Source organism: Peribacillus sp. TH14, from assembly GCF_016651145.1.
Lineage (GTDB): Bacteria > Bacillota > Bacilli > Bacillales > DSM-1321 > Peribacillus > Peribacillus butanolivorans.
Map to the genome: position 1 here is coordinate 671833 of NZ_JAEKEK010000001.1, position 22964 is coordinate 694796.

The 22964-nt window shown below is 39.6% G+C and carries 21 protein-coding genes; 8 read left to right on the forward strand and 13 right to left on the reverse strand.

Features of this window, described 5'->3' with window-relative positions:
* Positions 1-9: 9 nt before the first annotated feature.
* Positions 10-1857, reverse strand: a complete 1848-nt coding sequence (gene asnB, locus JFU50_RS03405; RefSeq protein ID WP_201221683.1) for an asparagine synthase (glutamine-hydrolyzing) — start codon at positions 1855-1857, stop codon at positions 10-12.
* A 319-nt stretch (positions 1858-2176) separates the two neighbouring features.
* Between asnB and JFU50_RS03410 the strand changes: the two genes are divergently transcribed.
* Positions 2177-2743, forward strand: coding sequence for a DUF2777 domain-containing protein (locus tag JFU50_RS03410; protein WP_201221685.1), 567 nt, complete (start codon positions 2177-2179; stop codon positions 2741-2743).
* A gap of 86 nt (positions 2744-2829) precedes the next feature.
* Here the strand turns inward: JFU50_RS03410 and JFU50_RS03415 are convergent, their stop codons facing one another.
* The 4 genes from JFU50_RS03415 to JFU50_RS03430 form a co-directional block, all read right to left on the reverse strand.
* A complete protein-coding gene (locus tag JFU50_RS03415) occupies positions 2830-3171 on the reverse strand; it encodes a YisL family protein (RefSeq protein WP_053344957.1) in 342 nt (113 codons plus the stop codon).
* Between the two features lie 106 nt (positions 3172-3277).
* Positions 3278-4504, reverse strand: coding sequence for a DUF418 domain-containing protein (locus JFU50_RS03420; protein WP_201221687.1), 1227 nt, complete (start codon positions 4502-4504; stop codon positions 3278-3280).
* A gap of 67 nt (positions 4505-4571) precedes the next feature.
* Positions 4572-5846 carry an MFS transporter gene (locus tag JFU50_RS03425; protein WP_201221689.1) on the reverse strand — a complete coding sequence of 425 codons (1275 nt, stop codon included), beginning with the start codon at positions 5844-5846 and terminating at the stop codon, positions 4572-4574.
* Positions 5847-6381: 535 nt separating this feature from the next.
* On the reverse strand, positions 6382-7974 hold the full coding sequence (locus JFU50_RS03430; RefSeq protein ID WP_201221690.1) for a long-chain-fatty-acid--CoA ligase: 1593 nt from the start codon (positions 7972-7974) through the stop codon (positions 6382-6384).
* Between the two features lie 226 nt (positions 7975-8200).
* Between JFU50_RS03430 and JFU50_RS03435 the strand changes: the two genes are divergently transcribed.
* From JFU50_RS03435 to JFU50_RS03460, 6 genes are all read left to right on the forward strand, one after another.
* Entirely contained in the window at positions 8201-8422 is a 222-nt protein-coding gene (locus tag JFU50_RS03435; protein ID WP_201181909.1) for a spore germination protein, read from the forward strand.
* A gap of 27 nt (positions 8423-8449) precedes the next feature.
* The gene (locus JFU50_RS03440; protein ID WP_201181912.1) at positions 8450-8662 is read left to right on the forward strand and encodes a spore germination protein GerPB; all 213 of its coding nucleotides are present in this window, start codon (positions 8450-8452) and stop codon (positions 8660-8662) included.
* A gap of 76 nt (positions 8663-8738) precedes the next feature.
* Entirely contained in the window at positions 8739-9350 is a 612-nt protein-coding gene (gerPC, locus tag JFU50_RS03445) for a spore germination protein GerPC (protein ID WP_201181914.1), read from the forward strand.
* Entirely contained in the window at positions 9340-9519 is a 180-nt protein-coding gene (locus JFU50_RS03450; protein ID WP_201181916.1) for a spore gernimation protein GerPD, read from the forward strand. The genes gerPC and JFU50_RS03450 overlap by 11 nt, the downstream gene beginning before the upstream one ends.
* Before the next feature lie 5 nt (positions 9520-9524).
* On the forward strand, positions 9525-9932 hold the full coding sequence (locus tag JFU50_RS03455) for a spore germination protein GerPE (protein ID WP_201221692.1): 408 nt from the start codon (positions 9525-9527) through the stop codon (positions 9930-9932).
* Between the two features lie 21 nt (positions 9933-9953).
* The gene (locus tag JFU50_RS03460) at positions 9954-10172 is read left to right on the forward strand and encodes a spore germination protein (RefSeq protein WP_201181920.1); all 219 of its coding nucleotides are present in this window, start codon (positions 9954-9956) and stop codon (positions 10170-10172) included.
* 44 nt (positions 10173-10216) lie between these two features.
* On the opposite strand, the gene trpB is transcribed toward JFU50_RS03460, so the two are convergent.
* The 5 genes from trpB to JFU50_RS03485 form a co-directional block, all read right to left on the reverse strand.
* Positions 10217-11380: a tryptophan synthase subunit beta gene (gene trpB / locus JFU50_RS03465; protein ID WP_201221694.1), complete on the reverse strand. Its 1164-nt coding sequence runs from the start codon at positions 11378-11380 to the stop codon at positions 10217-10219.
* Between the two features lie 246 nt (positions 11381-11626).
* Positions 11627-15352, reverse strand: a complete 3726-nt coding sequence (gene addA, locus JFU50_RS03470; RefSeq protein ID WP_201221695.1) for a helicase-exonuclease AddAB subunit AddA — start codon at positions 15350-15352, stop codon at positions 11627-11629.
* Complete coding sequence (addB, locus tag JFU50_RS03475; RefSeq protein ID WP_201221697.1) at positions 15349-18840, reverse strand: helicase-exonuclease AddAB subunit AddB; 3492 nt, start codon at positions 18838-18840, stop codon at positions 15349-15351. Before addB ends, addA begins: the two co-directional genes overlap by 4 nt.
* Positions 18841-19030: 190 nt before the next feature.
* Positions 19031-19594 carry a signal peptidase I gene (gene lepB, locus JFU50_RS03480; protein WP_201181928.1) on the reverse strand — a complete coding sequence of 188 codons (564 nt, stop codon included), beginning with the start codon at positions 19592-19594 and terminating at the stop codon, positions 19031-19033.
* Positions 19595-19632: 38 nt separating this feature from the next.
* Positions 19633-20247: a TVP38/TMEM64 family protein gene (locus JFU50_RS03485; RefSeq protein ID WP_201181930.1), complete on the reverse strand. Its 615-nt coding sequence runs from the start codon at positions 20245-20247 to the stop codon at positions 19633-19635.
* A gap of 294 nt (positions 20248-20541) precedes the next feature.
* On the opposite strand from JFU50_RS03485, the gene JFU50_RS03490 reads away from it, so the two are divergent.
* A complete protein-coding gene (locus JFU50_RS03490; protein WP_201181932.1) occupies positions 20542-20916 on the forward strand; it encodes a hypothetical protein in 375 nt (124 codons plus the stop codon).
* 852 nt (positions 20917-21768) lie between these two features.
* On the opposite strand, the gene JFU50_RS31725 is transcribed toward JFU50_RS03490, so the two are convergent.
* The 3 genes from JFU50_RS31725 to JFU50_RS03500 all read right to left on the reverse strand — a co-directional run bounded on the left by JFU50_RS31725 (position 21769) and on the right by JFU50_RS03500 (position 22902).
* A complete protein-coding gene (locus JFU50_RS31725; RefSeq protein WP_342366268.1) occupies positions 21769-21900 on the reverse strand; it encodes a hypothetical protein in 132 nt (43 codons plus the stop codon).
* Between the two features lie 349 nt (positions 21901-22249).
* Positions 22250-22567, reverse strand: a complete 318-nt coding sequence (locus tag JFU50_RS03495) for a DMT family transporter (protein ID WP_056528086.1) — start codon at positions 22565-22567, stop codon at positions 22250-22252.
* Entirely contained in the window at positions 22567-22902 is a 336-nt protein-coding gene (locus JFU50_RS03500) for a DMT family transporter (protein ID WP_056528084.1), read from the reverse strand. Before JFU50_RS03500 ends, JFU50_RS03495 begins: the two co-directional genes overlap by 1 nt.
* Positions 22903-22964: the final 62 nt, after the last annotated feature.

Here is a 22964-nt window from a genome sequence, read left to right on the forward strand (position 1 = left end):
CCCGTTTTTTCATTCAATAATCTGAATATCATATTCCTTGAACCACACATGAGTTTGCGCCAAATGGGCTAGTAACTGAGGGCCAGACATCAATTGCCCGAACCATGGTACCTTAAAGGCAGTACCTTTAGAATCTACAATATCGGTTAGCTTCTGTTTATCGAAAAACTCATGCAGGACCGAACTTTTGTCCGTTAGTAAGTCTTTCAGCCACCCTTGAACACGGTCCGTATATATCGGGTTATGGGTTTTAGGGTATGGACTTTTTTTACGGTACAAAACCTCATCCGGTAACAATCCTTCCAATGCTTTTCGCAGTATCCCCTTTTCACGGTTTCCAGCCATTTTCATTTCCCAAGGAATGTTCCATGCATATTCCACAAGGCGATGATCGGCAAACGGCACGCGAACCTCCAGGCTGGCTCCCATACTCATTCGATCCTTCCGATCAAGAAGTGTCGTCATAAACCATAATAAATTCACGTAGAAAAGCTCCCTGCGCTTTGCCGCTTCACCACTTTCTCCTTCCAATCTAGGTGTTTCAGCAACAGTTGTTAAATAGGCTTCTTGCGCATATTCTTCCAACTTTAATTTCTCACGCCATCCCGCTTTCAATAAAGATACCCGCTCTCCAGTCGATCTCATCCATGGAAACCCAGCACGACTCAAATCGTCTTCACGATGAAACCATGGATAACCTCCGAAGATTTCATCCGCGCACTCTCCAGATAGACCCACGACAAAATCCTGCTTAATTTCCTTACAAAACCAAAGCAAAGAAGAATCGACATCCGCCATGCCGGGGAGGTCACGGACATGAACCGCTTCGGTTAGATAATCTGTTAGCTGTTCTTGAGTAATTATCGATGAATGGTGCACCGTATTAAAGGTATCCGACATCTTTTTAATCCAGTGCCCATCAGAGTTAGGCTGGAAATCATTAGCCTTAAAATATCGTTCATTATCTTCATAATCAATAGAATACGTATGAAGCGGGCCTTTACCTTCTTTTTGATAGGCATTTGCTGCAATAGCCGTAATAGCGCTTGAGTCCAGTCCTCCTGACAAGAAGGTACATAGTGGAACATCAGATACGAGTTGTCGCGTCACTGCATCTTTAACAAGGAAGCGGACCTTCTCGGCCGTCTCATCGAGGGTATCTCGATGTTCTTCACTTTTCACATTCCAATACCTCCAAATTCGGAGCCCTTTCCTTGATAAGGTAAGCGCATGGGCAGGTCTTAACTCCTGGATATTATGAAATACACCTGATCCTGGCTTTCGGGAAGGACCAACGCCAAACACTTCAGATAAGCCTTCGCGGTCGATCTCCGTTTTGACGTCAGGATGGGCAAGGATTGCCTTTAATTCCGAACCAAAAATGAGCCCACCGTCTCTTTCCGCATAAAAGAATGGCTTTACTCCCATCCGATCTCTTCCGATGAATAATTTCTGTTCTTTTTCATCCCAAATCGCAAACGCAAAAATCCCATTAAACAAGTCGACACATTTTTCTTTCCATTCTATATAAGAAGTTAGTAAAACTTCTGTATCAGAATGACCTTTAAAGGAATATCCTTTTAATAATAGCTGTTTTCGAATGTCTTCGGTGTTATATAGCTCTCCATTATAACAAAGCGTATATCTGCCGTATTCGTGTTCTTTCGTCATCGGCTGTTTTCCGCCTTCTGCATCGACAACCGTCAACCTTTTATGACCAAAAGCAACATGGGCTTCGCTCCAAACATTTTCCTCATCCGGGCCCCGCTTTGCCAACGTTTTTGTCATATTTTCAAGTGTTTTTGTTTCTGTCCGTAAATCCTTTTGAAAATGCACCCAGCCTGTAATCCCACACATCACACTTCATCCTTTCTATCCGGTCTATCAAAAAAATATTGCTCCTGTCAAAAAGAAATTTACCGTCCCTATATTTCTGAATTTGAGCGCCAATTGCAAAGAAATCTTAAGTATTTATTAGCATGATTCCGTGGGACTCCCCTACCCTCAACGTTCATGTAGATAATGAATTGTTGAGCAAAGCATCCACTGTTTAAACATAGCCTATGCAAAGACGGAAAGTTGGTTATTTGTCCATAATATTTTAAAATATACAGTTATATTTTCATTGGATTTTGACTAAAAAGTAGGTGAGGATTCCACTATTGGAGGTATATGTATGAGTCAGCAACAACGAGCTAAGTTAATGAACAGACAAACGAGAGCTTTTACCGAAGGCACAGTGGAAAATATCAATCAACAATGGATTTTTTTTGATGATGAAACTGATGAGGCTTGTTCCATTGAAGACCACATTGACAGTATCATCGAAGTGTACAGGGGGGGCCGTTGGCAGCAAGGAGTGGTAGAAGAAGAGGGGAAAATCCTCCTTCATCGAGAAATAACCTTCTTAAGAGAAAATGAACCCATCCGGATTCGCAAAAAACTGCTTTACTCTTTTGAAAGATTATTGGAAGAATTGAACGACGACTCTTTTTTTCAATTTGTAACGACCTTAAATTCACTTGATTTTTCTATTTATGATTGTATATATAGCTATAATCAGCTCACTTTTTTAAGGGCACTCTCTAACCAGTCCGGGGTAAACTTCTTCACCTTTGATAATGAAGCCCAAATTTGCCTCGTTCAGCACCATTTTTCATATGGTAAAAAGGATCACGATCGCTTTGAGTTCACCCTGAACACAGGAAAACGGATCATCATAGAAAAAGTGAATTCACAATAAAAAAATATAACTACAATTCCCACCAGTTTCGAGTATAAAAAAAACGGGCGAATGAGATATCCTCATTCACCCGTTTTCATTATGTCTTAAAAAAAGTCCATTCCTTGTGGTAGGGAGAGCCCTAAATAAAGGACGAAAATAAATGCAACGATGAACAATATCCACATTGCACTCGTGCCTTTTCCTTTTTTCGTACGGACCAACACCATTTCCATCGCGGCAATAACGATGATTCCGACAATCATTTTCACTGCGTAAACACCAAAATCTGTAATCAGCATTCCGCCAGTAAGGAAAATCAATAGATAGAATAAACGTGTTATCATATGTACCATTTTTGCTTTCGGATTTCCACTTTTAAGCATCGAATATGTGACAAAGAAAAGAATGATTCCGATAACCCAAGCTGTAATGTGTATATGAGTCATTTTTTTGCCCCCTCGTTCAGTTTCTATTTCATCATATCATAGGCTTTTACAAAAAAACAAAACTAAGGTTTCGCCTAAATAGTTAAAACCAACAATTTAATGAACATCATTTACATTTCTTCTCCACTAGTCCTCTCCGACTCATAATTGGTTTTTTACCATATGTAACAAAACGCCATACATATTCAACCGGTCCGTATCTATACATTTTCATCCACAATAGGCTGAGTAGTATTTGAACGAAAAACACACCAAGAAGTAAGATAAACCCTGTTGTGTAAGAGACTGTGCCATATAAGCCTAGGCCATACGAGTAAAAAATGGACGTACAAACAATCGATTGAAATAAGTAATTACTCATCGACATCCTACCGACATACGAAAGCGCTTGGAACAGGCGAGAAGCTCTGGTTTTTTCAGCCAGCAGAGTAATCCCAGTGATATAAAACATCGTCAGTAGCGGTCCACCAAAATAATCCTGCACAAATATCGTACCAAAATGGTATACGGTCACATATGGCAGAACCTTAATCGACAATCCTAATATCAAGCTTACGATCGATATCGCCTTCAATTGTCGTTTATACCGAACTGGATTATGTAGCCAGCCTTGCTTTGCTACGCCAGCACCAATTAAAAAGAACGGAAAAATGGATAAAAAGAGGATAATAGCATTAAATGGGTTATTCACCATATACCAATCTAGTGCCCTTTGACTTATTATTTCCGTAAATGTACCAGATTGATAAATTTGAAGAGACTGTTTCATCATCGTCAAATCAGTCGTAATCTCCATCTCTTCCCTATCAAAAACTCCTATAATAAGAAAAAGCGAGCCCAATATCGCAAAAGGGATGACATAAAAAAACGAGCCCAGCAAAATCAAATTCTTTCCCCGCACCTTATAAAAAAGTAAAAATGCAAATCCAAATATCGCATAATTAATAAGTATGTCCCCATGCCAGATGGCAAAGGCATGAATGCACCCAAGCATTAGTAGAAAAAAGAGTCTTTTCATATATAGGAAAGGAAATGAAACACCCTTTTCCTCACATCGTACCGCTAGTATGATTGCCCCGAAACCGAATAGAAACGCAAATAGCGGATAGAAACTGGCTTGCGCAACAATATCACTGAATCTGTACAAAATCCGGTCCCAACCTTCAGTCCATCGTTCAACACCATCTATATACAAGAGCGGAGAATGAAAAGAAGGCATATTCACTAAAAAGATCCCCAAAATGGCTAATCCCCGTAAAATATCAATGCTGACAATCCGTTTACTTTCCTGCAATGGAACCATCGTGTCCTTCACAGTTTCACCCTCTTTCATTCAGATTTAGCTCCAGTCCTTGTTGCAAAAAGGTACAAGAATAAGAAATGGAGCGTACACGAATATTTTATAGCCTCATTGCATCATCTTTAACCAATAAATCCGATTTTTGTTTTTTTATTAGTATGACAAACAAGCTACCCAATACGCAAAAGATTCCTGCAAGAAAGAATGCCCATGTATAGGAGCTGAATATTTTAAATATAAGTCCCCCGCCATACGCCGCCACTGCTGCACCTGCCTGATGGGACGCGAATATCCAACCGTATACAATTCCACTTTTCTCTATCCCAAAGACTTGTCTTGAGATACTAATGGTTGGAGGTACAGTCGCTATCCAATCCAATCCGTAAAACACAGAGAAAATAATCAGTAGGATGATTGAGCCTTCTTGTAGCGCAAAAGGTAGTAATACGAGAGAAGCCCCCCTTAGACCGTAATACCAAAACAACAACCAACGGTTATCAAAACGATCTGATAACCAGCCAGATACAGTCGTACCAATTAGATCAAAGATTCCCATAAAAGAAAGCAGAGACGCAGCCGTAACAACAGGTAATCCAAAACTAATACAGTAAGAAATGAAATGAGTCCCTATCAATCCACTCGTTGAAAGTCCACATATAAAAAAGCTTCCTGCTAATAACCAGAATTCCTTTACTCTCACTGCTTCAATTAAAGACTGGAAAGCCATAACAATGGGATTCTTCTTTTGAACTAAAATAGCCTCTTGGCTTTCCTCTTCTAGTCCATATGGAAGAATGCCAACTTCCTTCGGGGTGTTTTTCATAAATAATAGGATGATTGCTAGCATGATTAAGCTAAGGACCATAATTAAGCCAATCGCCCATCTCCAAGAATAATTCTCTATAATAATGGCTAAAACAGGCAGTAAAACCAGTTGACCTGTAGCCGTACTTGCTGTTAATATCCCTACTGCTAGACCCCTTCTCTTCTCGAACCAACGATTCGCCACATATGGACTTAATACCGTTAAAAATAGTCCGGACCCTAATCCAATAATAATCCCCCAAATTAGAATTAGTTGCCACTCATGCTCCATGAAAAATGTGAGAATAACCCCTGCCAATAAAGTTGACATGGCAAACACCATCATTTTCTTTAATCCAAGTACTTCAATTAAAGCGGCCATAAATGGACCTGATAATCCATATAGAAAAAGACTTATCGCAAAGGCTAAAGAAATGACGGAACGATCCCATCCGAACTCATTTTCAAATGGTACGATGAATACCCCTGATGATGACCTAACTATTCCCGCTACGATAATGGAGAAGAATGTAATGATTAAAATAATCCAGCTATAATGAAAACGATTCATGCTCACACCCACATTCTCAATAATTTGAAATATTAATAATATTAACACTATATAGTTCAACAGGAGCTTTTTTATTGAACAAATTCAAGGATAATATCTGATAAAATAAAGAATATTAGAAAAATGAGCTTAGAGGAATGGTTTACAAATATACTTTGGAAAATTGCCAATAGGTTAAAATTACCTTTACTTTACTAATTGAATATGAGCTTTCTGATATAAAGATTGTTTTTACATGCAGGGAAATGTTGGGCCGCTAAAGTGGTCATATGTGCCAATCAATCCTACTGTACATTATAAAAGGGATTTTGATATTCGAAAGAGAGCATGTATATTTTTTTGTGAGGCACCTTCTCTAACGATTTAGAATAGGAAACAAATAATCAAGCTGGGAACACAATTAAAATAAGTGCAGATCCTCCCAATTTTATTTCATTTTCCAACTTCCACATCTCTGGATCTATAATACAATTTAGCAGTGTTAGTCGTCGAACATGAAAAAACGCTGCCCATCACTGAGCAGCGTTTACGAGCATTAATTAACGAATCTACCTGATTTTCCTTTAGCCTCCCAATAATCATTACGAAGATGGATTTTTTGTATTTTTCCGGATGCCGTTTTTGGCAGTTCCTTAACGAAAGTTACACTGGTGACTGACTTGAAGTGAGCTAATTTTTCTCGTGTATAGGTCTTGATATCCGCTTCGGTTAACTCCACCCCCGATTTTAGCACAATAAAGGCATGTGGCGTCTCTCCCCATTTTTCATGAGGAACGGCTATGACTGCCGCTTCAAGAATATACGGGTGTTCATATAGTATTCCTTCGACTTCAATGGAAGAGATGTTTTCTCCTCCGCTTATAATTATATCCTTCTTACGGTCGACAATATCGACATTCCCATCCTTATCAATTGTCGCCATATCTCCTGTATGCAACCAGCCATTTTTCAGTGCCTTCATGGTCGCTTCTTCATTTTTCCAATAACCTAACATTACCCCGTGACTGCGGATAATGAGCTCCCCGATATCCACGCCATCATGAGCTACTTCCTCACCGCTGTCATGTATAACCTTTACTTCACTGCCTATGATAGGATAACCGGCTTTCGCTTTCATTTTGTATTTTTCTTTTTCAGAAAGGTCGTCGAATTCAGAACGTATCAATGAAATCAAACTAATCGGGGTTGATTCAGTCATTCCGTATATTTGGATAAATTCCCACCCTAGCTCTTTTTCTACCCTTGTGACAAATGCAGGCGGCGGAGCGGAACCCGCAACAACTATACGGATATCCTGCTCTATTGTGGGCACATTCTGTTCATAATATTGAAACAATGAATTAAGAACAGTTGGTGCCATATGCATAATGGAAACCTTATGCTTTTCAAGCGCATTAAATATCAATTCAGGGGTAGTTTTTCTTAAACAAACTTGAGTGGCACCATTGGCCGTATAATAAAATGGAGCGCCCCAGCCATTCACGTGGAACATTGGCAGAACGTGCAAATATGTATCGCGATCATTGACTCTGATATGATGCATCGCACCTAGTGCATGCAAATAGTTATTGCGGTGAGTCAGCATGACCCCTTTAGGGTTACCGGTCGTTCCGCTTGTATAAAGGAGACTCGAAACATCATTTTCATCAACTTGCTCCCGATCGAAGCTCTCTTTATCAAAATGCTCCAACCATTTGTTGTAATCGGTTTCATTTATTTCTTCCTCTTTATAGTGCACAATGATATGTTCCACTGATTCAAGTTGGTCCTTAACAGATGAAATAAGATGGTACAAATCCTGGTCTACGAAAAGCACCTTGGACTCACTATGATTCAAAATGAATACATAATCAGCAGGAGTTAACCGGATATTCAAAGGAACAATTACGGCTCCAAGTTGAAATACCCCATAAAAGCCTTCAAGCATTTCAATCGAATTCGGTGCCAAATAAGCCACTTTATCTCCCTTTTTAATTCCAATATCCCTTAACCCATTAGAAAGCTGGTTGACACGGCCATTTAACTCCAAGTACGTTAAGAGCTTATCATCTCCAATAATAGCTTTCTTATCGCCATATAGTAAGGCTGCTCGATCCAAAAAATGCGATAATACCAAAGGTACGTTCATCTCATCACCTCTTATTTTATTTGAAAATTGCGAATTTATCATTATATTACCATATCTGTATCTTATTATCCAATGACATTTATCACTGTTCTATAACAATATGAAATAGACAGATGAATCACATCAATAAGGAAACAACATACAATACATTGAAACTTCCAATAACAAGGTAGGCTTACTGCCTATTCACTCGGGAAAAAACAGAATAAAAAAAGGGTGATTTTTCATGCCGGCTATCGTAGGAGTTGTTCAAGTTATTAACGTCGGTAGCAGTGGAGTTGTCCATATTGGCGACGTCTTTAAGATAAGTCCATATTCCACTTCAAAAACATTTGCAGGTGCTGGCTCTTTTAATACAGGGGAATCCGTTTCACTATATAATGCCTACAGTACCACTAATACGTATGATTCTGATGGTATTGATCAGCCATTGGTATTAAATCTCTAGCCGTATTATTTTAGAAAGGAGGTCGCCATGATCTTCAATATCCACCAAACGATTCAAATCAATATGATTAAAATTGAAAGCATAGCCAATTCATCCGTTTTTCAAATAGGCAGCGCCGGAGTGATTAAACCATACTCCGAGTTAGCCAATACCGGGGGATACACTACAGCCGCTCCTCAGATTGAGGCTGATGTAGTTCCAGAGACCACTTTCGTCCCATTTAGACCTCCAAATTCTTAGGCATTCACCTACATCCATCAATTTCATATACTGTCATATATGAAACTTATATCAGGTAAAGTTGAGGTGTTGAATCGTGAATCATGATTTATATTCATATTCCATACAAATGCAGCGTTTTCTTGAAGCCCAGGATAAGCGGATTATGAAACTTGAACACGAACTCAAACGCCTGACAGATGAACTTGCCGAATTGAAAAAAAAACCGCCAATCCACGTTGATAAAATTGAATATAAATTTGATCAATTAAAGGTCGAATCTTTAGATGGAACGCTGAATATCGGTTTAAACCCTAATGATTTAAGTAACATTGATGAATTTGCTGTAAATAACCAAACGGTCCCACCTGCACCTTATCTATTTCCTGGCCGGGAGATTGTCGCACAGGAAATCTACAACGAGATTCTTTCAGACTTAGAAAATATGATCAGTGATACGGAAGGACAATTGAAAATATCTCTTGAACCTGCCTATCACGACTTCATGAGACAGGATGTGGAGCGCCAGCTACATCAACGCATCAACATGTATTTTGATAATCTTACGTTTCCAGAACGCGCACCGCAGCAGCGGGATAACGTTAAAGAAAAAATCAGAGAAAAAGTAAAGTCTGATATTCAGGCAGCTTTGATTCAATTCATTACCAACTCACAAGCCGAGACAGGAGGAAATTCAAATGGAGTTTAATGTAACCAATCACCAACTATGTGTTGGCGATATTCAAATTACCGGGGTAGCAAGCTCTGCTTTATTTCTCATTGGGGACGTCCAAACCGTCCAACTATCTTCCGCATTCGATACGCCCCCAGAATCTTTTATCGTCGGACCATTTGTTCCGCTAGGTCCAAAAGCATAAAAGACATGTTTTCAAGAATCTCAAAAGTAAAGTCCCTTTCTTCCAAGACGTTAATTTTAAGTTCCACCATGCAAATCGGAGACTGTTCTTATATTGACGGAAATTCACAAGCATTGGCAATTCAGAAGAAAAGCGATAATTTCCAGCCACAAGAATTTCAATTCAGCGATTTCAGCATCTTTAAGAGGCCTCTCTATATTCCGAGGATTGATGAACCTTTTCTTCCACAATTTTCAAACCCTAACCCCTTTATCCGTGTTGGCAATGTCCGCATTATTGGGATATCATCTTCATCCGTTATCAGTGTTGGCAATGTCGGCCATATACGCATGGAATCCAGAGTCCATCACATTCGACAGGTTCAAAAAAAAAATGAAGAGACACAAACAGAGGATGGATCGAATGAAACTTAAAATGAAAAAGGAGGAATTCATATGCCAGCCATTGTCGGCCCAGTTCAAGTATTCAATGTAGCGGATGGAAATCTATTATTCGGTGATGCAGCCGTCATTTCGCCGAAATCTTCCAACAAAACTGTCACTGGATCCGGCTCAGCAAACACAGGTGGAATCGTCTTTACGGCCAGTGGTCTGAACGGAAACAATATCCTTGATATCAATGGAGTCGATCAACCCATTTCAGGGAATAATTAGCCAAACAAAAGCCTCCTATTTCCAGGAGGCTTTTCCCATTACATTTATTTATCAAGCATTTTAAATACTTGCTCTACATCTTTATCACCACGTCCTGATAAATTAACAATTAATATGTCATCCTTTGTTAACTCTTTTGCCAAATTCAGCGCGTGCGCTACAGCATGAGAGCTTTCGAGAGCCGGAATTATCCCTTCTGTTTTGGACAAAATTTGAAAGGCCTCAAGAGCTTCTTCACCTTTTATTGTTACATACTCCGCTCGACCACTATCTTTCAAGAAGCTATGTTCCGGACCCACGCTTGGATAATCCAAACCTGCAGCAATTGAAAAAGTTGGCTGCGGGTCTCCCTTTTCATCCAATAACGTCAAACTTTTAAATCCATGCAATACTGCCGGTACACCTTGTGAAATACTTGGGGCTTCAGCCGGTTCGACACCAACTAAACGGACATTTTCTTCATCGATATAGTGAGTAAAAGCACCGATGGCATTACTTCCACCTCCAGCACAGGCAATAATGGCAGTAGGCAGCTTGCCCTCTTTTTCAAGAATCTGGCGTTTTGATTCTTCACTTATGATTGCCTGAAAATGCTTAACGATAGATGGATAAGGATGTGGCCCTACAGCTGAACCAAGCAAATAAAAAGTATTTTCGTAGTTTTGGACCAAGTCATTTAACGCCTCATCAACAGCATCCTTTAATCGTCCCTGTCCTTTTTCAACTGCAACAACCTTGGCACCCAACAATTCCATCCGAAAGACATTCAGCGCCTGTCTCTCTGTATCTAGCTTGCCCATATAGATAACACACTCTAAACCAAACATCGCACAAGCTGTCGCAGTCGCTACACCGTGCTGCCCTGCTCCTGTTTCTGCAATGATGCGTTTAGCACCCATCCGTTTAGCCAGCAGGATTTGGCCAATCGCATTATTGATTTTGTGAGCACCCGTATGATTTAGGTCTTCACGCTTTAAATAAATTTTGGCTCCACCAATTTTTTTCGTTAAATTTTGTGCATAGGTTAAAGGATTTTCACGTCCCACATATTCTTTTAGATAGTATTGAAACTCCTCTTTAAATTCCGGATCATCCTTATATTTCAAGAATTCTGCTTCTAAAATATCCATTACTTTCTGAAGTTCTTCCGGTACAAAGCTTCCCCCGAACTCACCAAAGTATCCTCTGCTCTCCATCTTACTCGTCATACTCAGCTCTTCTCCTTTAGAAAGGTATTTTATACATTAGTATATAGCAACCTTGCAATATTTTTCAAACAATTCTGTTTATTTTTTAAGTAAAAAGAGTGCCTTAGTATTATCACCTACTGTCTACCTATGTGGGGATTTTTATATGGCAAAACGGTCTTTCCCCGATTGAATATCGAGAAAAGACCATAGCTTAATCTATTCTTTTTTTCATTGTCTATTTGCCAGGGTTTTACGCACTTCTCTTTATACTTCCAATAAATGCGCTCCATCGAAGAAAAATAAATAACGGCTCGTTACTTTTTTATTTAATATTCCTTCGACAGCCCTTGTGTAAAGCTGTAGCTGCATCCGGTATCGATCGGCAAGAATCTCTTTTGCCCCTTCATACCCACTAGCAAAACGACCAGTTATTGTATCCGTTTTATAATCAAGCAACACAAGCCCTTGTTCATCCTCAAAAATACAATCAATAACACCCTGAATCAGAATTTCCTCTTCTCCAGTTGCCCAATCACTGTAAGCCTCTTTAGCCGGCAATGACATTGTAAATGGCACTTCACGGCGAATACTTTGAGCCTTCTGCATTCTTTGACCGATATCACTGTCAAAGAAATCAACAATCGTATCCGGATTCACAGCTTCTTTCTGTTCGTCGGTTAACAACTCGCGTTGAATCAGTTCAACCATCAATTGCTGAATCGATTGAATGGTAATCTCGTTTGATAAGTCGATATGCTGCATGACTAAATGGGTAATCGTTCCTCTTTCAGCAGGAGTTAGTGACTTTTCTTGCATAAAAGTCGGACGCTTCGTGATTGGCCGCTTAAATTTTCTCAACAACTCTGTGGAACTTTGCTCATCCTTCAGTTCATATTGACGTTTTAGTTCAGAAACGGACTGCTTGGAACGATGCACGGAAGCCTCATGTTCTGGGTACTCCCATTTAAGCTGTTCCTTGATATCCTGAGAAAACTCGGAAACCATTTCGACCTTCTCTGACTTCTGAACATGCTCTAGTAATTGCTCTTGTGCGAGTGCCTCTTCATCATCCAGAACTGCCAGCTCTTCACTAGGAATGACAGAGATGGACCAATTTGATGGATGTGACTCCATTTCCCAGCCAAGACCAGCTGCCCCCTGAAAGTCTCGATGACGGACAAGGGATGGACCGATCCAATCAAGATAGCTTTTTGCACCAGCTCGTACATAGTCCTTTAATAACCAATCACCGTGTGTCGCATTACTTGCCCAATTATGCTGCATTTTTTCTGCATCACTGATACTGGAAATTAAATACAGCTTTTCCTTAGCCCTTGTAAGCGCAACATAGAGGACACGCATCTCCTCTGCAATTAATTCAAGCTGCTTCTTCTTCTTAAAAGCCAACTGTGGAAGAGATGGATACGTTATCCGTAATTCAGAATTCACATACTTAGCCGCAAAACCATAATCCTTATCCAGTAAATAAGGCTTTCGTAAATCCATCATATTGAATTGTTTAGAAAGTCCGGCAATAAACACAATCGGAAACTCCAGACCCTTTGAGGAGTGAATCGTCATCAGGCGGACTACATCTTCCTGTTCACCTAAAGCCCGAGCTGCCCCTAAATCATCTCCACGTTCCTGCATTCTATCAATGAAACGCAGAAAACGAAACAGACCACGGAATGAACTCGCTTCATATTGCCTTGCCCTGTCGTACAATGCCCTTAAATTGGCCTGACGCTGTTTGCCACCCGGCATTCCTCCTGCAAAATCATAGAACTGAGTTTCACGATACAGCAACCAGATTAAGTCGGACAATGCCTCCTGCCTGGGAAGCTTTCGCCATTTTACTAGCTTTTTATAAAATGATGAAGCTTTTTCATAAAGCCCAGGATGCTCATCTGAGTCACTCTTTCTGTAAAAATCAGCTAATGCTTCATAATAGCTACCTGTATGGAATAAACGGACCTGCGACATTTCTTCTTCATCCATCCCGACGATAGGTGAACGCAGAACGGAAGCCAAAGGAATATCCTGCTGGGGATTATCAATCACTTTTAATAAGGAAATCATGATTGCTACTTCTGTCGCCTCAAAATACCCTGATGACAAGTTAGCATAAACAGGAATCCCCTGCTTCTTAAATTCTTCCATAATTTGCGGTGCCCATGGCATAGAACGAAGGAGAATGACCATATCACGATAAGTCGCAGAACGGTATTGTTGGGTTTTCATATCATATATCTGATGCTTTTCGTTTATAGTCTTTTTAATGAGCTTGGCCATCAATCTTGCTTCGAGTTGCGCCTTTTCAAGTTCCTCGGCCTCGAATCCGATTTCCGACTCTTCTGTTTCTGAATGGGATTCTGCTCCATCAATTAAATGGAGTTCAATAGGGTTTGGTTTGTCTTCGGGATACGGCGCTCCTTTTTTCAACTGGGCGTCCTCATCATATTTAATCTCACCGACTGTAATCCCCATCAGCTGTTGAAATAAGAAGTTCGTTCCATCGAGAACTTCCTTTCGGCTCCGGAAATTCCGGTTTAAATCGATCCTCAGACCTGATTCGTTCCCATCATGGGTAAAGCGTGTGTACTTTCCAAGGAAAAGATTCGGTTCCGCAAGCCTGAAACGGTATATCGACTGTTTGACATCGCCCACCATAAACAGATTTCCACTATATTCTCCATCTGCCGTCACCAGTTTTAAAATTGATTCCTGAACTAGATTGGTATCCTGATATTCATCGACAAGTACCTCTTTAAACTGTTTCCGATATTCAATAGCGGCTGCTGATGGCTTTCGTTCACCATCTACGGTTTCCTCTGTCAAGATTTGAAGACAGTAATGCTCCAAATCAGCGAAATCGACCAAGTTTTTTTCCGCTTTTGCGGCGAAGAATCTTTCGTCAAACTGTTTAACGAGCATAACCAGGGTATCGACATATCCCTTCAGTTCTCTTATATCACGTAGATAACTTTCGGGTTTACGAGAAAATAACTCTTCCTGCAACGATTTTATAATTTTCTTTGCCTTATCACGATATTTGGTAGCCTCATCCGCAATATCTTTGATAAAGTCTGCTCCCGTGCATCGTTTTGCCGTACCAAACTTCACGTTTTGAATTTCTTCATAAAGAGCGTTCCAAGAGTGATCTTTAACTCCCGATAATTTGGCAACAAGAGCAAGGTCAGCTAAATAATTCTCTGCCCTTGGTGCTGGCCCCCCTGGTACCTTTGTCAGTTCGAGGGAGCGCTCCAATAAATCCTTGGCTGTATCCAACTGCAAACCAATATCGAATTTCAAGGACTCGATAAATGTAAGATCGTCTATTCCTGCATCATCAGCCAGATCATACATGGCAGCGGCACTATTTAGCCATTGATTTGGATCTGGATTCGATCGCGAAAAATCATAGAGAGATCGGACTATATTCTGAAGTGCATCGTCGTTTCGATCACTTGTAAAAGCATCAACCAAATTAAAGAACTCTTCATTATCACTCTGACCATACTGCTCTTCGAAAAGCACTTCCATTACTTCATCACGTAGTAACTGTGCCTCTGTAGAGTCCGCAATTCGAAAGCCTGGGTCGATTTCCGTCAGATAATAATACTTCCTAATCACCTCTAAACAAAAGGAGTGAAGCGTGGAGATCGAAGCTCGATTAATCAAGCTCAACTGCTTACGCAGATGCTGTGAATGCGGATTTTCATTAATCGCTTTTTCTAATGCCTCGCTGACCCTGTGACGCATCTCGGCAGCCGAAGCATTCGTGAATGTCACAACAAGGAGTTCATCAACATCAATCGGATCATCTTCTGAAACAACCTTTTGAATAATCCGATTGACTAGCACCGCAGTTTTCCCTGAACCTGCCGCCGCTGCAACCAGAATGTCCTGATTTTTTGCCCAAATCGCTTTCCATTGATCTTCCGTCCAAGTAACGTCACCCGGAAGCGCAGGAATTATTGTTTTACTCATCTTTCACCCTCCCCTCTTAATAAATCCAGAACATCATTTTGTTTCTTCTGTGCTAAATTCCTAAATTGATTCTCCTCCAAAGACTGATCGAATTGACATACTGATTTAAACGAACAGAAGGTACATGGGGTTTTTTCCTTTAATTTATATGGTGTGATATCTACGTCACCATCGACCATTCGATCACCAGCCTCCTGATAGACCCGGCGTACGTGATGATTCAAAAGTGAAAACTCTTCCCTACTCGCAACTTTGGAAGCTGCTAAAAGCGATCCATCCTTTTTAAATCCAGCTGGAATGATGTCAGATTTACTGGAAGTCTCTATATCAAGCGATGTATCCATCATCTGAATAACATTTGTATGATCTAATACAAGTCCATTCATTTTAAAGCTCTTATAGATTTCTTCCTCAATTTTATCCAAACTGAGCATACCCTTTGATTTAACAACCGGATTATGAACATGAAAATACAAAACACCAGCTGGAATCGCTTCTTTGCCGATAAGTGAATGGGAGTGGGTAACGACGATATCGAGATATGTCAGCATTTGCAGAGCAAGTCCATAGTACACTTCACTCATGTTTAGCTCCTTTTCACTCGATTTATAATCGAGCACTCGCAAATAGACACCCTCACCTTCTTCCGATTTATCAACACGATCAATCCGCCCAATTAATTCCATTTCCGTCCCGTTTTTCAGTGTGAATGAAAGTGGCGGCAGCTCTCCATTTTTCCCGAAGCCAAGTTCCAATCCTATTGGAGCAAATCCGCTCACCTTGGCATGTTCACTTAAGACGATTGATGCCCGACCAATTACATGTTCCAATTTCCTTCGCAAATAATGATGTCGGTTCGTACTTAACAAAATCTGATTTTGAAGCTTTGGAGCAAGCCTTTCCACTGCGTTTCTAGCCAATTCCAAGCATTGCTCTTTTGTCAATGAAGACCAAGGAATATCATTTTCCTTTAAATAATCCGAAATCATTTTTAGCGCTCCATGGAACATTTCACCAATATCCGGTGCATCCAGACGAAAAATCTGCCTTTCCCTTAATTTCAAACCATGAGCAGCGTAATGGGAAAACGGGCAGCTATTAAACATTTCCATCCGCGATACACTTGTAAGAATGCTTTCACCATATAATTGCTTACTTGTTTCTTCAGATAATTTCTTCGTTTTATTTTGGTAAAAAAGACTCGATAATACCTTAGCTGCTGCGGGACCAACCATTTCATCTTCAATAATGGTATTGTATACATCCCACCAGAGTGAATGGATGGGGTAGTTTCGTTTTTTCAACTGCAATTGGGCAGCCAGATAAGACAGGGCCACATCATAATTCGCGGCATACTTCACCTGCTCCTCAGCAGACAGGTCCGATGGGTCGTTCATATAAAAAGAATCGGTAACGTGCGGCAGGACGTCCCTTACCCTCTTTAAATAAGAAGAGGGTAAGAGAGCTTTTCCTTCCTCATCGGCAAGCGGATACGATAAATAGAGCGCTTCAGCCGGTGTAGTAAATGCTTTATACGCTGTAAACTCCTCATCCAAGAGGCGAACCTTCGAGCTTGGGGCAACGTCAAGCCCACTTGCCAAAAGCGTTTCGCGATCACTATCGGAAAATACTCCATCAGATACAGCTTTTCCTGGCAAGACCCCTTCATTTAGACCAATGACAAAAGCTGTCTTAACATCATCAAGACGAGATAGATCGAGATTAGCGACAAGGACTTGGTCAATTGCCGGCGGTACTAAAGAAAATTCAAGGGATTCCAGACCTGCTTCAATGATTACCGCAAACTGTTTCATAGAAAGCTCTTCTTCGCTTAACAGCTCGACGAATTGATCTAGCAGGTCGACGACTGCGTTCCACGATTGTTCATGCTCTCTAGCTGAAACCAAATCTCCTGCTTCTTCGGCCTCCAGCTTTAGCTTTTCCAATTTTTCCGGTACATGTAATTCTTCAAGATATAGATAAAGGGCTTCGCATATTTCTCTACCATTTTGAGACTTTTTCACTCGTTTTGAGAGCTTCAAAATGGGCTCAGTAAATAATTGCTTCAGCTCATTCAGTTCCTGCTCAAGCTTCATTTCCTTATCCGTTTGGGCTCGGTCTTCGAGCTCTAGTCCACGGAAGCGGCGGTAGGTCCATCGATCTTTAGAAGTCCACTTACCTCCTTTAATCCCACGAGCAAGCACATAATTTTCAAGCTTATCTACCTGCTCACGCATTCGGTCGTGGCTTTTTTGAAGCGGGAATAGTAGCTCCGTTTTGATTGCCCGAAATACTGGTTCATAACGCCAATAGCCATTTATGATCTCCAATGTCGATCGAATCAGTTCAATCAGGGGATGATTGAGCATAGTTCGTTTTGAATCCACGAACAGTGGAATTTGATAATCCCGAAAAACTGTTTGTAAAATATCTTCGTATGCTTCTCCATTGCGAACTAAAATCGCAATATCCCGAAAGCGGTGCTGTTTTTGTCTGACAAGTGTCAAGATGTTCCGGGCGACCCCTTCAATTTCAGCCCTGCGGTTAACTGCCTGAGCAATCGTTACTTCAGAGGGGTTCTCAAAAGTTCGCGCAGGACGTTGGGCAAAATAGGTTTCCAGATGATTCAGCCCCGGACTCCCACCAAACCTTGCTGTACCGTTTAGGATGCGATCTTCTGCTATTGGAATTCCAGCCCTTAATCCCGCTTGATAAAGCTGATGATACAGATTCCCTGTTTGCCTGAAAAGCTGCAGATCATCAGGCGCATATTGTCTGTAGGGCTGATCTAATGTCAACGCAATTGTTACACTCTTGCACAGCTTCATCATTTCTTCTACAATCAATAATTCCTGTGGTGTCAAACTGTAAAAACCATCGATGTATATATCCGCGTCTCTTATATATGAAGACTCTGACATTTTTTCTATAAGTAAAGTAAAATAGTCTTCAGAATCTAAATATTTTCCAATCATTTCATCCTCAAAAGCCTGATAAACCAGTTCAAGGTCATGTAGTTTATCCTGAATTCCATTGCCTCCCGGTGATGTTTCGGTCAAATAGTTTTGAATGTCATCCGGTTGGATGCAATATTGCTTGAATTCAGCCAGTATTTGTTCCATTTGAGCAATGAATCCCTGCTTATCAGCAGATCGGCGAAACATTTTCAAATCTTCTTTTTTATCATCCATAATCTTTCGTATCAACATATTAACGCCAACACTGTCCAAATGAAGACGGCTCATTCCTCCAGTTTCCTGCAGAACGCGCCAAGCTAGCCTACTAAAACTGAATACCTGTGTCCGTATCATTCCAGCGAGGCCTGGCGTTTTAATTAATTTATATTCCGATAGAAACGTCATCTGATCAGGAACGAGGTAAATTATTGGATTGCCTTCGGGGTCCTTATCCAATCTGGAGCGAATTTCGTCCAAAACATTCGAAGTTTTCCCTGCACCCGATCTTCCTAGTAAAAAACGTAGTGACATCTTTTTCCCCCTTATACAACATAATATCTAGATCTATCATACCAGAAATACTGCCGTCTTTTTGACCTGGTTTCTGTTTCCAGTTACGATTTGTTTCCTATTATTTTACCGTTTCCTTAATAAAAATACCAATCGTACGTTCGTGTTTTAATCAAAAGAAAAAGCCCTCAATAATTTCGGGCTTCCGCAATCATTCACCTTTAAACTGCAAATTAAATTCTTTGATTGGCCAATATCGCACATCAACTTTACCAACTACATTTTCAACTGGTATGTAACCAAAGTGGCGGCTGTCCGCACTTTCAAGACGATTATCCCCCATGACAAACAGCTTGCCATCTGGGACAGTGGTCGTATCAGTGATTTCTTTTAATGTAAAATCACCCGTAAAGTTCTGCCCCGGGAACCCCTCCTTAAACTTCTCAAGATAAGGCTCATTCACTTTCTCACCATTTACATAAAGCCAATCATCCTTGTAACGAATACGGTCACCTGCAATCCCTATAACTCGTTTAACATAATCTTCGTGTGAATTCGCATGAAAAACAATTATGTCAAATCGGCTGATATCCCTGATTTGATAATTAATTTTATTCACAACAAGTTTGTTACCTTCTTCAAGTGTCGGCTGCATCGACTCCCCTTCAACATCATAGCTTGAAAAGAAAAATGTACGGATTAAGATGTAAATAACAAAAGCAATCATGGCTGCTTTTACCCAGTCGGATAAAGAATTTCTGTTTGTTTTTTCCATCTATTTCAACCCCTACTGCTGCATTTATATTCTAATACTTATTTCCCTTCTTCTCTCTTCATGCTTTTATTTAGCCGGACTTCCAGTCTTTTTCCTACATACCATAAGATAAAAATGACAATACCTATGATGATTGTACGCACAGGCTTATGAATAAGCGATACAAGATCATAACCTACGAAGCTAATCGTAAAGATCATCACCGCTTTCCCTCCTATGACAGCTAGTCCATATTGCAACGGGCTGACCTTTGAAAGACCCGCCACTATGTTCACAATAGCCGATGGTGTAAAAGGGAAGCAGAGCAGTATAAACAGCGGTCCGAATCCATGATTTTCTACCCAAACCATTAGCCTTTGCACCTGTTTATGTTTCTGCAAAAGTCGAAAAAGCCTCATTTGACCATATCTTCTAATAACTAAAAAGATCAGAAATGCTCCCGCTACCGCCCCAATCCAAGAAAATAAAAAACCCCACCAGAGACCAAAAGCCGTTGCGTTAGCGAGTACAAACACTACTAAGGGTAAAAAGGGCAAAAAAGCTTCCAGCATCGGTAGCAAAATTCCCGGGATTGGACCGAATGAGCGATATTGCTGAATAAGTGCCGATATATTATCAAGTGTAAACCACTCACGTATAGTATCCAAGTCCATAATTATCTCCCTCGACATGCCGACTATTAAAGCAGCATAAACTTATTAAAAAGCTGTTCTATTTTAGATATATCACTTTCCTCTGAAAAATTGCAAGAATTATTATCCATATATAATCATACTTTCCCTATCTCAGGAAAACATAATCTTATTAACAAAAATTTCATCATTCCAACAAACCGCTTGCATATCAACTGATAATCCATTAAGATGGATTATGGAACATATGTTCTTATTTTTACGAAGCATACATATTAATATGGAAACCTGCTTTTTTAGAAAGGAGCGGTCATGATGACCCGTATTCCAGAGGATGACCGAAATATGATTGAAAAAGCCATCTACCTTCCTATGGTGATTACAGTCTTAAACCGGGATCTCAAGGTCATCGAAATAAGTCCGTTTAAATTAAAAAGGCCCTATTCAGAACTAGTGGAACATGTTTTAAAAGCCGTTCAGGAAGAGCTTGCCGAGGTGCGGCGCTATTTGCGCAAGGAGAATATTAAGGTAAGTGAAATTAAACGCGATGAATCCTTTACGATGTATTGTTTTTTATATAAAGGATACGAGGAACATCATAATTATTTCAATCCTCGCCTTCGCAACAAAACCGAAGACTTATTGTGTAATTACTTTTTCGAAAGAAGTCAACGATCCAAGGAAGTTTAGGGGATGTATTTGTTTAAAACCGCCTATTGAAAGTTATAATAATTTAAATGATGGGCTACTTTTTTCACATTATTTAAAAGGATCTCCTCCCTTTATCTGAAAAGGTTTTATTATTCATTTCAGAAACTTCATGCACTTACTAGGGGTTGTTTATTCCTATATATGAATGTGAATATTTACATTCAAAGAAATTCGTAGAGAGATATATAAGGGGTTAATGGAACGCTGTTGGCTATATTTTTCTTGGAAAAATAGTGTTATAGGCTCAAACTCTTCAGAAGAAGTATCTGTATATCACTCACTCCAATTGCTTCATAACTTTTAGTCAATATAAACACCTTAATTATGGTTAAAAAGGTTCTCCATGATAATAACAATATTGTTAAAGAAAATGACTCCAGAAGATTTAAAGGATTAACACCTTTATTCCATAACTATGTAAATCCATCTGGTGCGTTATAAAGAAGCATTTCTGACTGGATTTTTTCAAAAAGGGCATGTTTTGATCGTATGGTGGGTCTCTTGAAAAAAAGATTGGTCATCTTCTGTCTACGATGTCTCACAAGTCCCCTATTGTTAACAACTAACAACATAAGTATAAGAGATATTAAAATGGCAGATAAACGAAGTATATACGTATTGTTTGGAAAGGGATGTCCCTCTCTTTATACCCCTTACCAAATATTCATTTTAAATGGGGGCATATAAATATCCCCCATTTAAAATGAATATCAGATTCAAACAGCATCTTGGTGTATGAAAGGACTCGTCATGCAATCGTGAATTTCGCAAGGTAGTTTTACAACGCCACCATTTCGAACAAATCCTCTTAAAAAATAAAAGAGTACTAAATTATAAGTATAACAAAATCATTTTCTTTAATATCATGAAACAATTGACATCCATTATACTGATGCCTATACCACTAATAAGTATAATTCGTTTAATATTTTTTATTTTTTTGAAAAAAAGCATTCCACTCAAAACGCTTATGCCATCTGAACCAATACCAGTCCAGATGGCATAAGCCTATCCTACAGGAAGAGTTTGTATGGCCACAGATAATAAATAAAAGCTAATTCCGGCGAAAAAAGACAAGAAATCGTTGGTTAAATTTTGTAAAGCCATCTGTAAGTTTCAATGAAATCACACCGCCAATTTATGCTAATATTGCCATTATTAACATGACCCATGCCGTTTTTATCATTTCTTCTTTACTTATAAAATGCCAATCTCTAACATTCCTCTAATAAAAAATAGAACCTAGCTATATTATCACCTCTTGTTTGTCATTCTATTCCAATGACGTTTTTCACTTTATTTTCAATTGTTATTACGATGATGTCATCTTTAAACCAATGACCCCTATTAAAATAAGACCAAGTGATATAAATTGAGAAAAAACAAATCGTTCTTTAAACCATAATATACCGACTAAAGTGATTCCTACACTACCAATGCCAGTCCATACTCCATAAGCAACTCCAGCAGAAAGTACTTGCATAGCTTTAGAAAGACAGTAAAATGAGAGTAAAAAGCCGATCGTCATCACGTATATAGGCCATTTTTTTCTTGTACCATCCATGTATTTCATTGCAATCGTAGCAATGACTTCCTCAAGACCAGCTATTAATAATAATCCCCAAGCCATTAATGCTCACCTCTTGTTTTCTCATTATCTTTTTTAGTGAATGTCTTCATTCCGATAATTCCTGATAAAAGAATCATTAGAAAGAAAATTTGTCCAAAAGAGTAAGATTCACCTAAAAATACCCCCGCGATATATGTGCCTACAGTTCCAATTCCTACGAATACAGTATAAGCCGCGGCTACAGGAATCGTTTTATAAGAACGAATGAGTAAAATGAAACTTACTGCAATTAAAAGAAAGGTGATTACCCAATCTAAAAAGGAATCTGCATACTTAAGTCCTGATGCCCAAACTACTTCTAAAATACCAGCAACAAGCACTAATAACCAACTCATATTAATCACCTCTCTTACTGAATGAATGTCAGTCATTTTTAATGAAATAAAAAGTATTGGAA

Excerpts from the sequence above, each read along its gene's own strand:
- JFU50_RS03410 (WP_201221685.1), top strand. The coding sequence starts at position 2,177 with ATGAGTCAGCAACAACGAGCTAAGTTAATGAACAGACAAACGAGAGCT.
- JFU50_RS03440 (WP_201181912.1), top strand. The coding sequence starts at position 8,450 with ATGATCTTCAATATCCACCAAACGATTCAAATCAATATGATTAAAATT.
- JFU50_RS03420 (WP_201221687.1), bottom strand. The coding sequence starts at position 4,504 with ATGAAAGAGGGTGAAACTGTGAAGGACACGATGGTTCCATTGCAGGAA.
- asnB (WP_201221683.1), bottom strand. The coding sequence starts at position 1,857 with ATGTGTGGGATTACAGGCTGGGTGCATTTTCAAAAGGATTTACGGACA.
- JFU50_RS03425 (WP_201221689.1), bottom strand. The coding sequence starts at position 5,846 with ATGAATCGTTTTCATTATAGCTGGATTATTTTAATCATTACATTCTTC.
- addB (WP_201221697.1), bottom strand. The coding sequence starts at position 18,840 with ATGTCACTACGTTTTTTACTAGGAAGATCGGGTGCAGGGAAAACTTCG.
- JFU50_RS03500 (WP_056528084.1), bottom strand. The coding sequence starts at position 22,902 with ATGAGTTGGTTATTAGTGCTTGTTGCTGGTATTTTAGAAGTAGTTTGG.
- trpB (WP_201221694.1), bottom strand. The coding sequence starts at position 11,380 with ATGACGAGTAAGATGGAGAGCAGAGGATACTTTGGTGAGTTCGGGGGA.
- JFU50_RS03485 (WP_201181930.1), bottom strand. The coding sequence starts at position 20,247 with ATGGACTTGGATACTATACGTGAGTGGTTTACACTTGATAATATATCG.
- lepB (WP_201181928.1), bottom strand. The coding sequence starts at position 19,594 with ATGGAAAAAACAAACAGAAATTCTTTATCCGACTGGGTAAAAGCAGCC.
- JFU50_RS03435 (WP_201181909.1), top strand. The coding sequence starts at position 8,201 with ATGCCGGCTATCGTAGGAGTTGTTCAAGTTATTAACGTCGGTAGCAGT.
- JFU50_RS03490 (WP_201181932.1), top strand. The coding sequence starts at position 20,542 with ATGACCCGTATTCCAGAGGATGACCGAAATATGATTGAAAAAGCCATC.
- JFU50_RS03415 (WP_053344957.1), bottom strand. The coding sequence starts at position 3,171 with ATGACTCATATACACATTACAGCTTGGGTTATCGGAATCATTCTTTTC.
- JFU50_RS03430 (WP_201221690.1), bottom strand. The coding sequence starts at position 7,974 with ATGAACGTACCTTTGGTATTATCGCATTTTTTGGATCGAGCAGCCTTA.
- JFU50_RS03460 (WP_201181920.1), top strand. The coding sequence starts at position 9,954 with ATGCCAGCCATTGTCGGCCCAGTTCAAGTATTCAATGTAGCGGATGGA.
- JFU50_RS03495 (WP_056528086.1), bottom strand. The coding sequence starts at position 22,567 with ATGGCTTGGGGATTATTATTAATAGCTGGTCTTGAGGAAGTCATTGCT.
- addA (WP_201221695.1), bottom strand. The coding sequence starts at position 15,352 with ATGAGTAAAACAATAATTCCTGCGCTTCCGGGTGACGTTACTTGGACG.
- JFU50_RS03450 (WP_201181916.1), top strand. The coding sequence starts at position 9,340 with ATGGAGTTTAATGTAACCAATCACCAACTATGTGTTGGCGATATTCAA.
- JFU50_RS03455 (WP_201221692.1), top strand. The coding sequence starts at position 9,525 with ATGTTTTCAAGAATCTCAAAAGTAAAGTCCCTTTCTTCCAAGACGTTA.